Genomic DNA, 12,047 nt, shown 5'->3' with positions numbered 1-12,047 from the left:
CAAACCGTGATCGCATTCGCCCTACCGGGCAAAAGCGCGGTGGCAAGTCCTACTCCGCCAGCGGGGCCAGCCTTTCACGGAACAGCCGGACGAACGCGTCGAGCGGACAGGGCGCATCGACCGGGCAACCCCGCACCTGCACCGGCCGGATCGAGACGGCGGCGGCATGGGCGCGGATGTGTTCAGGCGACTGGGTGCGATAGCGGACGGTGACGAAGGCGCGGCCCTTCGCGTCATGCCAGCGTTCGATCATGATCGCCCCGCCGGGTGCTGCGTCATTGGTCGCATAGCCCGGCGCCACCAGATCGAAGCCGAGCAGGGCGGCGAGCGCGGTGACGTTGGTGTCGTGCCCGACCAGCATGTCGAGCGTCGTGCCGTCCCGCCGCGTCAGGGCGTCGATCATGTGCCGCCCGAACGCCGCCGACTGGTGCGCGGCCATATAGGGCGAGCGCGAATAGACGTCGAACAGCGCGGCATGGACCGTGCCCAGCCGCGCCAGCACGGCGCTATCGACCGGCAGCCCGCCGACCGAGGGCGACAGCCCTTCGGCATATTGCAGCAACAGCACCTGCGCGGTGCCCGAGGCGGTGCGGATCGGCCCGGTGAGGTCGATGCCATGCCCATCCGCCGAAGGCGTCAGCCGTGCCGGTCCTGCCGGATCGCAGCCCTTGGGATCGTCGCAGCCCAGCACCTGATTCAGCAATTGCAGGGCAGGGCGGTGGCGCGCGACCAGCGCGTCCATGCCGCCGGTAAAGCGGTCGATATCCGCCACCGCCACCTTTGCATCGAAATGCGTGGCACGGGCGCGCAGCGGCTCGAACAGCGGATCGGCCTGGCCTAGCGGCTTGTGATCGACCGGCACCGCGCAACCGGGGGCAAGACCCCGGGCATAGGCCTCGCCGCTCGCGATGGTGCGCGAGGAACTGTTGGTCCAGATGCGGATGCTGCCGGGGGCGGGGCAGCCCTGCGACAACAGGCCGCGCGCGATCCAGTCGGCGCGGTCTGCGCGTGCCTCGGCCGCGAGCGCTTCGGCGCCGTGCGGGGTCAACTCGCTTTCCGGCGTGGTCCAGGTCGGCCAGGGCTTGGCGGTGCGGGTGCCGTGCGGAACTTCGCCATCCAGCGGCGCACGGACGCCGTGTCGCATCAGCACCACCACCCGGTCGAGAATCAGACCCTTGGGCGCAGGAGCCCTCTGCGCGGTGACCGGCACCGCCAGCATGGCAAGGACAAACAGGGCGAGCGGCGCGCGCAGGTGGCGGGGGAGAGCGATCATCGCGCGGCTTTGGACCGATTTCGGGTCAGGACTGTGACATTGCTCGCCGATCCCATCTGCGTCGTGAGTTGGGAAGCCAAGAAATTTCCAAAGTCATCAAAAGTCGGTCAATAAGTCATCGGATTGTCACAGGGCATCCCTAGCGGAGCCGTCGAAGGCGCCCGGGGGGCGTCGCCATCAGAATTGACCCAGGGGGAATATCATGACCGCTTCGTCCAAGCGGGCGCATGTCGTGCGCCTGTTGTGCAGCACCGCCGCCACTTTGCTTGTCGCCGCACCCGCATTCGCCGCCGATCCGGTCGTGGCCGGCGACGAACCGGCGATCGCTTCGGCCGATCCGCAGGTTGGCGAGGATGTGGTCGTCAAGGGCCATCGTCAGGCGGTGGTCGACGCGCAGGACGAACAGCTGCGTAGCCAGTCGCTCGCTACGGTCGTGTCGGGTGAGGAACTGCGCCTTCAGCCGCAGCAGAATCTGGCGGACCTGCTGACGCGGCTGCCGGGGATCAGCGCCTCGGTCGACCAGTCGCGCAACGCGGCCGCCACGGGCGAGGCGCAATATGTCTCGATCCGCGGTCTCGACACCTCGTACAACGCCTATTCGTTCGACGGCGTGCGGCTGGCACAGACCGATGCGCGCACGCGCGCCATCTCGATGAACCTGCTCTCGCCCTTCTCGCTCCAGACGGTGCGCGTCGACAAGGCGCCGACCGCCCGATATGACGGTGACGCGATCGCGGGCATCATCGACATGGTGCCGATCACCGCCTTCGACCTGCCCAATCATCGCAGCCAGATCCGCCTTCAGGGCCAGGTCGCGGGCCGTGCGGCGGCGCGGGGCGAGGACCCCTGGGGCGGTGTCGCCCAGGTCGAGACGGCGCAGCGCTTAGGGGATTTCGGCGTCTATGCCTCAGCCTATTACGGGCTGAAGCATGTGCTGGGCGAATCCACTGCGGTCCAGCATGACTGGGAAAAGTATAACAACAATATTCCCGGCATGATCCGCGACAATCTGGACAATCTGTTTGCGCGCGGTGTCCAGTGGCAGGCATTCCGCAACCGTATCCAGCGGCTGGGCGGCACGTTGAACCTCGACTGGAAGGGGGAGACGACCGACCTTTACTGGCACTCGACCTATGGCCAGTACAATCTCAAGAGCTGGATGGACCAGACCGCGCTGCGCCAGACCAGCCTCGCGCCCTCTCAGATCAATCCGAACCCCAATAACGGCTCGTATGATGCCGCCGGCTACCGCGCCGATTACGGCCTGACCGCGACCGATTATTTCCGCACCGAGCATAGCAATCAGACGCTGGTGACGAGCAAGATCGGCGGCCAGACCCGCTCGGGCGACTTCACCTTCGACTATCACGGCGCCTATTCGCGGGGCACCCAGGATTATCCCTTGCGGATCCAGTCGGGCTTTGCCGGCGCGCCCTATATCGGCACCGCCAACAATATGGGCGTCGCCAACTACCGGATGGTCACTTCGATCGGCCAGCGGACCTTCCCGCAGGTCGTGCTGACCGACGCGGCGCGCGCCTATCTGACCGACCTGACCAAGCTGAAGCAGTGGTACGTCACCCAGCAGTTCGAGAACACCTGGGAGCGCCGCCTGGAGGGGCAGTTCGACACGACCTGGCACCATGCCGACCAGGGCCTGGTGTCGATCTCGGCGGGGGCCAAGGTCGAGGATGCCAAGCGTTATGCCAATGCCCTGGGTGATGACGGCGCGCTGCAATATACCTTCCCCAACGCCGATGGTTCGGCCTCGCCGCGCTATGCCGCGACGGGTCCGGGTCTGATGACGCTGCCCGGCCGGATGCTCGGCGGGTTTATGAACGGCGCGGCACAGGTGCCGATCTTCCTGATCGATACCCGCTTCATCGAGGATCAGGTCGCGCGCCTGTCGACCCCCAAGATTGCCGGGCTCGATCCGGTCAAGCTGAAGGAAAACCGCCTCGACGGGCGGGAGAACCGGTTGTCGGGCTATGTGATGGCGACGATGCAGTTCGGCGACCTTCAGGTCGTACCTGGCGTGCGCTACGAATATAACCGCTTCAAGGGCACCTATTGGCAGGACCAGGGCAACGACACCGGTCGGTTCGCCACCTCCAGCCGCAACTATGACATGTGGCTGCCCAGTGTCATCGCCAATTACCGCCCCAATGACGACATGGTGGTCCGCGCCTCGATCCGCAAAAGCTATTCGCGGCCGGCCTTCGACCTGTTGCTCGGCCCGACGCAGGTGTCACGCAACGATCTGGGCGAGGTGACGGGGGTCTTTATTCCCAACCCCAATCTGAACGCGCAGACCTCGTGGAATTACGACGCTTCGGTGGAGTATAAGGGGCAGGGCACCGACTTCTTCTCGATCAGCCCCTTCTACAAGGATCTGAATCACGTCCTGTTCGCGACCGGAACCACCAACGCGACCGGCGACTATAATATCTGGGGCAATCCGCAGTCGGAACAGCAGGGCGGGGTCGAGGTGTCGAGCCTGACCACCAATGCGACCGGCAAGATCTATGGCGTCGAACTGTTCGGGCGTTATTCGCTCAAAGGTCTGCCGGGGCTGCTCGACGGGCTGGGGCTGCAAGCCAATGTGACGGTGCAGCGCGCCACGGCGCGGGTGTTCGTCAACGGTCAGATGCGCGACCAGCGCATGACCCAGGCGCCCAAGATCATGTACAACGCCGCGCTGTTCTATGCCCATGGCCCGTTGTCGGCGGAGTGGAACTACAACTACACCGGCGACCGGCTGTACGATCTGCGTTCCAGCCGCCCGGACACCTATATCCAGCCGACGACCATCTCGAACCTGATCGTCAACTATGTCCTGCCGTCGGGCCTGACGGTCGGCGCGTCGGTGCAGAACCTGTTCGACGAACACAGCTATTGGGCGACGACCAGCGAGCGCAAGGCGTACCTCTCGAACGACCGCAAGGGCGGCTATGTCGAGACGGGGCGCATCTACATGCTCAACCTGACCTACGCCTTCTGACCTTACCCCTCCCCGATCCGGCGCCCGCCCCCATGGGTGCCGGACCGCTCCTGCGCCGACGGTGCGTTCGCTCGCGCCGTCGGCGGTTTTGTGTGGGGTTCCTGACCGAATGGTCGCACGCTAGCATGGCCGGAACGAGAGGATCCGCAAGACATGATGAAACGCCAGCGCCGCCAGCATGAGATCGTGGCGTTACTTGGGGAAGGCGGGTTTCGCGGCATCGGCGAGCTGGCCGAGGCGCTGTCGGTGTCCGAAGAGACGGTGCGGCGCGAGCTGCGCGTCCTGGAGGCGTCCGGAACGGTGGTGCGGGCGCACGGCGCGGTGCGGATCGCCAAGGTCGAGACGGAGGGTTCCTTCGCCACCCGGCTGCAGCGCCATGCCGAGGCCAAGCAGCGGATCGCCGCCGCCGTCGCGCAGCTCGTGGCCGACGGGCAAACCATCTATATCGATGCCAGTACCACCGGTCATTATGTGTCGCGCGCGCTTCGCGATCATCAGGGGCTGACCGTCGTGACCAATGCGGTGGGCGTCGCGGCCGAACTGGGCGGCCGCAACGACAACCGCATCATGCTGGCGGGCGGCGAGATGGATTATGAATATCGGGCCTGTTTCGACGCCACCGCGCGCGATTTCCTGAGCATGTTCACGCCTGCGCTGGCCATATTGTCGGTGGAATCGGTCAATCTCGACCATGGTTTCGCCGACTATCACGCGGGCGAGGCGGCGGTGTGCCGGATGATGATCGCCCGGGCGCGCCGCACCCTGATCGCCGCCGACCAGAGTAAGTTCGATCGCCCCGGCACGATCCAGGTCGCCGCGCTCGACGCGGTGGCGATGCTGGTGACCGACGCGCCCCTGTCGCCCGCTTATGCCGGGGCGCTGGCCGGGGTGGAGGTGGTGGTCGCCTGACCGCGCGGGATCATGAGGGCGACGGCCGCGCCCGCCAGCGCGAATGCGGCGTGAATGGCCCAGAAATGCGGTTGCGCCATGCGGGGATAGAGTGCGCCCAGCTCGCCCACGACGAGGTGCGCGACGAAGCCATGGAGATAGAACAGCCCGGTCATCAGCCCGCGCCGTGACGGCGGTGCGGCGGCGGCGACGATCGCCAGCGCCGAGGGCCAGGACAGCACGACGCCGAGCGAGAGCAGCGCGGCGACACAGATCGGCCCACCCAGCCCGATCGCCCCCGCCGCACCCGACAGCCATGCCAACAGGCCATAGGCCAGCGCGATCGCCATCCCCCCGGCGACCAGCTTGAGCGCAGGATCGGGCTCATGGGGCAGGCGCGGCCAGACCCGATAGGCGATCATCGCCAGCGCGATGGTGAACAGCCCGTCCATCGCCGCCAGCCAGCTGGGCGGGACGGTCAGCCCGGCGATGGTCAGGTCGACGCGCTCCTCCGCCCAGAGCAGCACCATATTGGTCAACTGCTCATAGGCACAAAAGCATAGGGTCACGGCGACAATGGCCAGAATGACGCGCGGCCAGTCGGTGCCATGGCGGTCCGTCACGGGAACGTCGACGAGGCGGACGGGCTGCGCCGTGCGCAGGATCAGGATCGCCGCGATCATGCTGCCCGCCATTGCGACAAAGGCGGCGGCAAAACCGACCCGAAGCGCCAGCCATCCGCCGATCAGCGGCCCCAATAGCGCGCCGCCATTGAGGAAGGCCAGATAGGCGGCATAGAGGCGCTCGCCGCCCGAACCGCCCCGCAAGGCGCCCACTTCGGCGGCCAGATTGCCCTTGAGCAGGCCGATGCCGCCGATCAGGAATGCCAGACCCGGCAGCGCCCAGCTGCGGCTGGCCAGCGCCAGCAGCCCCAACGTCATCAACGCGGCCCCGACATACATGGCGCGCCGTCGCTGCCCGCTGCGATCCGCGATCCATCCGCCGAGCGGCAGGACCAGATAGGTTAGTGCGCCGTACAGCCCATAGAGCTGCGAGGCGAAGGCGATGTCGCCATGTGCGCCGGTAACGCCCTCGATCGCGGCACGCAGCCGCGCCATGCCCAGCACCGTGCCCCCGCCCCGGGTCAGCAAATCGGTCACGAGGAACAGCGTCAGCAACGATTTCGCGCCCTGAATCGCGAATCTCTCCCAGCCCTCGACGCTGGCGAGCGTCCAGAACCCGGGGGCGGGCGGGGCGGTATCCCTGTCGCGCATGATGATGCTGTTGGTCCGTTTGGATGCTTTGGGAGGAAGCGAAGGCTCCCTAGCGGCATTTTGTGACGGGTTCGCGGCGGCTCGACAAAGCAGGGCCGGCGCGGCACGACGAGCGTCATGGACCTGTCCGCGATCGTGGCCGATATCGCCGCCGAGATGGCCGAGGCGCCCGACCGGGGCACACCGGCCGATTATATCCCCGCACTGGCGGGCATCGACCCGCGTCGCTTCGGCATCGCCATCGTCGAGGCGGACGGCCAGTGCCATCTGGCGGGCGATGCCGAGGACAGTTTTTCGATCCAGAGCATCTCCAAGGTCTTCGCGCTGACCCTGGCGCTGGGTGCGGTCGGCGACCAGCTGTGGCGGCGGGTGGGGCGCGAGCCGTCGGGAACCGCGTTCAACTCGATCGTGCAGCTGGAGACCGAACAGGGCATCCCGCGCAATCCGTTCATCAATGCGGGCGCGATCGTGGTCGCCGACGTGCTGCTCGGCGGATACGAGCCGCGCGAGGCGATCGGCGAAATGCTGCGCTTCGTCCGTGCGCTGGCGGGGGAGGACGACATCGTCATCGATGCCGCCGTAGCGCAAGCCGAGATGGAGACGGGCCACCGCAACCAGGCGCTGGCCCATTACATGCGCGCCTTCGGCAATTTGCATCACCCCGTCGAGCGGGTGCTGGGCGTCTATTTCCACTTCTGCGCGCTCGCCATGAGCTGTCGGCAGCTGGCGCTCGCGGGGCGTTACCTGATGGCGCGGGGCCTCCATCCGGGCACGGGCCGCTCGGTCGTGTCACCGCAGCGGGCGCGGCGCATCAACGCGCTGATGATGAGCTGCGGCCATTATGACGGGTCGGGCGAGTTCGCCTTTCGCGTCGGCCTGCCGGGCAAGTCGGGGGTGGGTGGCGGCATCCTGGCGATCGTGCCCGGCCGGGCCTCGATCGCCGTCTGGTCGCCCGGCCTCAACGCGCGCGGGAATTCGCAGCTTGGTACGCTGGCGCTCGAACGGCTGGTGCAGCGGACGGGCTGGTCCGTGTTCGACCCACAAGCCGGTTGACCGCGCGCAAGGGGGCAAAGGCCGCGCGCCCCCGCACCGACAGGATCAGGTTGAGCGCAACCCCGGCGATCGAGGCCGCACCGAACATGCGCACGACCCGCTCGCCCGTGACCGCCGTGCCACAGGACGACAGCGCCAGCAGCAGCACCGCACCGCCGAGCAGCTTCAGGCCCATGCGCAGCCGCGCATCATGGTGCGTCCCCGCCTCCTTGGCATGGCGATAGGATCCGGCCGCGAGCAGCCAGAAGCCGACGAAGCAAAGGACGATCGTATCAAGCATGAGCAGGCTCCATGGACCGGCGCGAACGGCCGGGCGTTTTGGGGGCGGGGCGGGCACTGACGCGGGCGGCGACGGCAAAGCCGATACCGATGGCGAGGCAAGACAGGTCGAAGGCGACGAACAGCCGGTCGCCGTCTAGCAGCGAGGGGACCAGCCAGCGCGAGGTGGTCAGCGCGTTGGCCACCGGAATGGCGGCCCAGAAGGCGGCGGCGATGCCGAACAGCGCCGTCCAGGCGCGCCGGGCGGGCAGGCCGAGTTGGACGAGCGCGAGCAGGCCCCAGGTCCAGAACATTGCCGACACTTCCATGTCGGCGCGACCCTCCATGGCGGCGGGGATCAGCCGGTTGGCGAGCAGATAGGCGGCCATGCCCGCCGGGAAGGCGGCGATGACCGCGATGTTCAGTCGCTCGGCCAGTTTCAGCCCGAAAAAGGGTGCCGCACCCGGCTTGCGCCGCTTGGCGGTCCACAGCAGCAGGCCGGTGCCGACCATCGCGGCGCCGGTCAGTCCCATCACGAAATAGGCCCAGCGCAGCGCGATGCCCGCGAAGGTGGCGAGGTGCAGGCCCAGCATCACGCCGGCCGTATTGATCGCCACAGCGGGATCGCCGCTACGGCTGACGAAGCGGCCGGTCGCGCCGTCATAGGTCGCGACGGGGGTGCGCGAACTGATTGCGCCACGCTTGGCCTGGGCGATGGCGATACGCGCCGCCGCATCGCCGGGATGCTGGATGATGACGCGGGTCGCGGGGCCGCCCAGCCGGCGTTCGGCATCGCGGATCAGCGGCGCGATCGCGACCAGCGGCTGGCGCACGCCGCTGGCGGAGACGTCCGCCGGGGTGCCGTACGCGGTCTGCATGAACTGGGCGGGCTTGGCATAGTTCATCAGCACCGGCCAGGGCATGTACATGGTGATCAGCGTGATGAGCCCGGTATAGGTAATCATCGCATGATAGGGCAGGCCGAGCACCGCCGAGACGTTGTGCGCGTCGAGCCAGCTGCGCTGCCCCTTGTTCCAGCGCAGCGTGAAAAAGTCGGCGAAGATGCGCTTATGGGTGATGACGCCGGAGATGATCGCGCCCAGCATCGCCATCGCGCACAGCCCGGCCAGCCAGCGTCCCCAGGGATGCGGCAGCTGAAGCTGGAAATGGAAGCGATAAAATTGCTCGCCGCCCCGCGTCTCGCGCGCGGTCAGGGGCGTTCCGCTGACCGGATCGAGGTCCAGCTCGGCCTTGCGATGCCTGGGATCGGGCTTGGCGGGCGCGCGGAACACACGGGTCGCGACCGTCCGCTCGTCGGGCAGATAGATATACCATTGCAGGTCGTCGGGTCCGACCCGCGACAGATAACGGATTGCCGAATTCGCCGCCTGTGTCGGGGAGGCGGCCTGGGCATGGATTTCGGGCTGCATCCACCGGGTGATCTCGGGTCGGAAATAGGCCGAAGTGCCGGTCAGGAACATGGTAAAGAGGATCCAGCCGGCGATCAGCCCCAGCCAGCCATGCGCCCAGGCCATGGTTTGTCGCCAGCCGCGCTGCGCCCCCGTATCGTTCATGCCGGTACCGTTCATGCCCGTACGCCCAGCAGCTTGAGCAGGATCGCCATCACCAGCGCCCCGCCCCAGATCACCATGCTGATCCGGCCCAGCCGAACCTCGTGCAGCGCCCAGAGCCCGATTCCGGCATAAAGCAGGAAGGACAGCAGCATCGGCCAACCGGTCGCTTCGATCCGGGCCGACGCATCGGGCGCGGGCAATATGCGCGCGGACAGCATCGCGGCGGCGACCGTAAAACCATAACCGCCCAGAATCGCGGTGATCCATCGCCACGCCATGGCGATGCCGCCGCGCCACCGGCGTCCGGCTTGTCCGTCAATGGTCTGGCCCGATGCCACCTGCGCTTTCCCCTTGTCATCCCGATGCCGCGGCTTTAGCAGCATTTGAGAGTCACTATCAATAGCAGGGAGTAAATTTATGCGCAGCTTTCGCGGGGCGCTGCTGGCCGCCTGTGCGGCGGGAACGATGCTGGGGAGTGCGCTTCCCGCTCATGCGCTGACCGTGTCGGACGACGATCCCCAGCGGCTGCGCAACGAGGACATCGTGGTCGAGGGACAGCGCGAAAAGAAGAGCGCATCGTCCGGCACCAAGACCGATGTGCCACTGATCGCGACACCGCAGAGCATCGCGGTGATCGACCAGGAGGAGCTGACCCGGCGCAACGCGCTGTCGATCAACCAGGCGCTCGGCTATGTCGCGGGCGTCGCGCCCAATCAGCGCGGCAATGTCGCGACGCGTTACGACCAGCTGTTCCTGCGCGGCTTCGCGCCGGGCATTTTCATGGACGGGATGCGGCTGCTCGGTGGCGTCTATGCCAGCCCGCAGGTCGACTTTCACCTCGTCGAGTCGGTCGATGTCGTGAAGGGGCCGGCGGGCGTCACCTATGGCTCGGGCACGCCGGGCGGGCTTATCAACCTGACCAGCAAGCTGCCCTATGCGGGGTCGGGCGGGCGGATCGAGCTGGCGGCGGGCAATTATGCGCTGCTGCGTTCCAGCATCGACGTGAATCAGCCGCTGGATGCGAACGATCGCTGGCTCTTCCGCATGATTGCGGGGGCCGAGGAGTCGGACGGCTTCATCAAATACACCGCCAATCGCCGCTATTATGCGCGTCCCATGCTCACCTTCGCCCCCGACAAGGCGACCAGCGTGACGCTGATCCTGAATTATCAGCGCGATCCCGAATCGGGCTCCTATAGCGGCGTGCCGGTCTATGGCTCGGCGCTGCCCAATCCGTTCGGGGTGCTGCCGGTCGATTTCAACACGTCCGAGCCTGCGTACGAGGCGTTCGACCGGACGCAGAAATCGGCGACGATCCTGTTCCGCCACGACCTGAACGACCGGCTGAGCTGGACCACGAACGCACGCTACCTCGCGATCGGACTGCATTATCGGCAGATCTACGGATCGGGCTATGTGACCCGCGGCACGGGTGCGAATGCAAATAGCGACTTTTCAACCCTGCAACGCGGCGGCGGCGGGTCGGACGAGGCGTTCCAGACCTTCACCGTCGACAATCATCTGGTCGGCAAGCTCGACACCGGCCCGGTCCGCCACACCATCCTGGGCGGCGTCGACTGGCAGCATAATCGCGGCGAAAATTACCAGGCCTTCTTCACCGGTACGAACCCCAATCCGGTGTTCAACATCCCCGATCTCAGCCTGTTCGCGCCGGTTTACGGCGTGCCGTTGCCGAGCTTCCCGATCGCCCAGACGCACAATTACACCAAGCGCGATCAGGTCGGCGTCTATCTGCAGGATCAGATCGCGATCGGTGGGCTGCAACTGATCGCCAGCGGGCGCTGGGATACGTACAGCCAGACCACGCAGAATTTGAACACGAATGCCGTCTCCCGCCTGAACCAGACGGCGTTCACCACCCGGTTGGGCGCGCTGTACGAGACGAAGATCGGCCTCTCGCCCTTTGTCAGCTATTCGGAGAGTTTCGAGCCGCAGGCGGGCAGCACCTGGGACGGCAGCAACTTCATTCCCGTCACCGGCCGCCAATATGAGGCGGGGCTGAAATACCAGCCGCGTGGCACGACCGCCCTGTTCACCCTGTCCGCCTTCGACCTGCGCCGCCGCAACGTGCCGGTCGCCGATCCGCGCGCGGGCACTGGCAATATCCCCAGCAACTCGCAGGTGCAGATCGGCGAGGTGTCGATCCGGGGCATCGAACTGGACGGGCGTGGGACGGTGGCGCCCGGCTTCGACGTGGTCGTCGCCGCCACCTATAACGATCCCTATGTCCGGCAGGGGACGCCCGTGGTCGGCACCGGCGACCAGTTGAGCGGCGTCACCGGCACGCGTCCGCTGGGCGTGCCGCAATGGAGCGCGTCGAGCTTCCTGTCCTATGACCTGGGCAAGGCGGGTGTCGGCAGCGCGCTGGGCGGCCTCAGCCTGGGCGCGGGCGTACGCTATGTCGGCGAATCGGACGGGACCGCGACCACGGTGGCTTCGGGCCGCACCGTCGTCCGCCGCTTCCAATCGCCCGATTACTGGCTGGCCGACCTGATGCTGGGTTACGATCTCGGCCGGGTCAGCCCGGCGATGGAGGGGTTGAGCCTGACCGCCAATGTCGCCAATCTGTTCGACAAGCGCCACATCACCAGCTGTTTCTTCAACAATGGCTGCTATTACGGGGCATCGCGGACCTTTGTAGGCAGCCTGCGCTATTCTTGGTAAGGGCGCATCCGATTCATTCGAACACGACCATGTTCGCCCCC

General features: G+C 66.7%; 9 protein-coding genes. 4 read left to right on the top strand and 5 right to left on the bottom strand.

Features of this window, described 5'->3' with window-relative positions; genetic code table 11:
• Positions 1-49 precede the first annotated feature (49 nt).
• On the bottom strand, positions 50-1,273 hold the full coding sequence (locus tag GGR45_RS11405) for a histidine-type phosphatase (RefSeq protein ID WP_175311990.1): 1,224 nt from the start codon (positions 1,271-1,273) through the stop codon (positions 50-52).
• Positions 1,274-1,475: 202 nt separating this feature from the next.
• Here GGR45_RS11405 and GGR45_RS11400 point away from each other — a divergent pair, with 202 nt between their 5' ends.
• Positions 1,476-4,274, top strand: a complete 2,799-nt coding sequence (locus GGR45_RS11400) for a TonB-dependent receptor (RefSeq protein WP_175311991.1) — start codon at positions 1,476-1,478, stop codon at positions 4,272-4,274.
• A gap of 153 nt (positions 4,275-4,427) precedes the next feature.
• Complete coding sequence (locus GGR45_RS11395; RefSeq protein ID WP_175311992.1) at positions 4,428-5,183, top strand: DeoR/GlpR family DNA-binding transcription regulator; 756 nt, start codon at positions 4,428-4,430, stop codon at positions 5,181-5,183.
• Here the strand turns inward: GGR45_RS11395 and GGR45_RS11390 are convergent.
• The gene (locus tag GGR45_RS11390; RefSeq protein ID WP_175311993.1) at positions 5,141-6,436 is read right to left on the bottom strand and encodes an MFS transporter; all 1,296 of its coding nucleotides are present in this window, start codon (positions 6,434-6,436) and stop codon (positions 5,141-5,143) included. The two genes, GGR45_RS11395 and GGR45_RS11390, sit on opposite strands and share 43 nt — an antisense overlap.
• 117 nt (positions 6,437-6,553) lie before the next feature.
• On the opposite strand from GGR45_RS11390, the gene GGR45_RS11385 reads away from it, so the two are divergent.
• Positions 6,554-7,489 (top strand): glutaminase, encoded by a 936-nt coding sequence (locus GGR45_RS11385; protein WP_175311994.1) that lies wholly within the window; start codon positions 6,554-6,556, stop codon positions 7,487-7,489.
• Here the strand turns inward: GGR45_RS11385 and GGR45_RS11380 are convergent.
• The 3 genes from GGR45_RS11380 to GGR45_RS11370 are packed head-to-tail and all read right to left on the bottom strand — an operon-like array spanning position 7,395 to position 9,659.
• Positions 7,395-7,769: a DUF3325 family protein gene (locus tag GGR45_RS11380; RefSeq protein WP_175311995.1), complete on the bottom strand. Its 375-nt coding sequence runs from the start codon at positions 7,767-7,769 to the stop codon at positions 7,395-7,397. The genes GGR45_RS11385 and GGR45_RS11380 overlap by 95 nt on opposite strands.
• Positions 7,762-9,336 carry a PepSY-associated TM helix domain-containing protein gene (locus GGR45_RS11375; RefSeq protein ID WP_175311996.1) on the bottom strand — a complete coding sequence of 525 codons (1,575 nt, stop codon included), beginning with the start codon at positions 9,334-9,336 and terminating at the stop codon, positions 7,762-7,764. Before GGR45_RS11375 ends, GGR45_RS11380 begins: the two co-directional genes overlap by 8 nt.
• A complete protein-coding gene (locus GGR45_RS11370) occupies positions 9,333-9,659 on the bottom strand; it encodes an iron transporter (RefSeq protein WP_175311997.1) in 327 nt (108 codons plus the stop codon). Before GGR45_RS11370 ends, GGR45_RS11375 begins: the two co-directional genes overlap by 4 nt.
• Positions 9,660-9,738: 79 nt before the next feature.
• On the opposite strand from GGR45_RS11370, the gene GGR45_RS11365 reads away from it, so the two are divergent.
• Positions 9,739-12,006, top strand: coding sequence for a TonB-dependent siderophore receptor (locus tag GGR45_RS11365; RefSeq protein ID WP_175311998.1), 2,268 nt, complete (start codon positions 9,739-9,741; stop codon positions 12,004-12,006).
• Positions 12,007-12,047: the final 41 nt, after the last annotated feature.

Source organism: Sphingomonas zeae, assembly GCF_014197135.1.
Lineage (GTDB): Bacteria > Pseudomonadota > Alphaproteobacteria > Sphingomonadales > Sphingomonadaceae > Sphingomonas > Sphingomonas zeae.
This window is presented reverse-complemented; position numbering and strand designations above follow the sequence as displayed.

Excerpts from the sequence above, each read along its gene's own strand:
- GGR45_RS11405 (WP_175311990.1), bottom strand. The coding sequence starts at position 1,273 with ATGATCGCTCTCCCCCGCCACCTGCGCGCGCCGCTCGCCCTGTTTGTC.
- GGR45_RS11380 (WP_175311995.1), bottom strand. The coding sequence starts at position 7,769 with ATGCTTGATACGATCGTCCTTTGCTTCGTCGGCTTCTGGCTGCTCGCG.
- GGR45_RS11365 (WP_175311998.1), top strand. The coding sequence starts at position 9,739 with ATGCGCAGCTTTCGCGGGGCGCTGCTGGCCGCCTGTGCGGCGGGAACG.
- GGR45_RS11385 (WP_175311994.1), top strand. The coding sequence starts at position 6,554 with ATGGACCTGTCCGCGATCGTGGCCGATATCGCCGCCGAGATGGCCGAG.
- GGR45_RS11400 (WP_175311991.1), top strand. The coding sequence starts at position 1,476 with ATGACCGCTTCGTCCAAGCGGGCGCATGTCGTGCGCCTGTTGTGCAGC.
- GGR45_RS11395 (WP_175311992.1), top strand. The coding sequence starts at position 4,428 with ATGATGAAACGCCAGCGCCGCCAGCATGAGATCGTGGCGTTACTTGGG.
- GGR45_RS11375 (WP_175311996.1), bottom strand. The coding sequence starts at position 9,336 with ATGAACGGTACCGGCATGAACGATACGGGGGCGCAGCGCGGCTGGCGA.
- GGR45_RS11390 (WP_175311993.1), bottom strand. The coding sequence starts at position 6,436 with ATGCGCGACAGGGATACCGCCCCGCCCGCCCCCGGGTTCTGGACGCTC.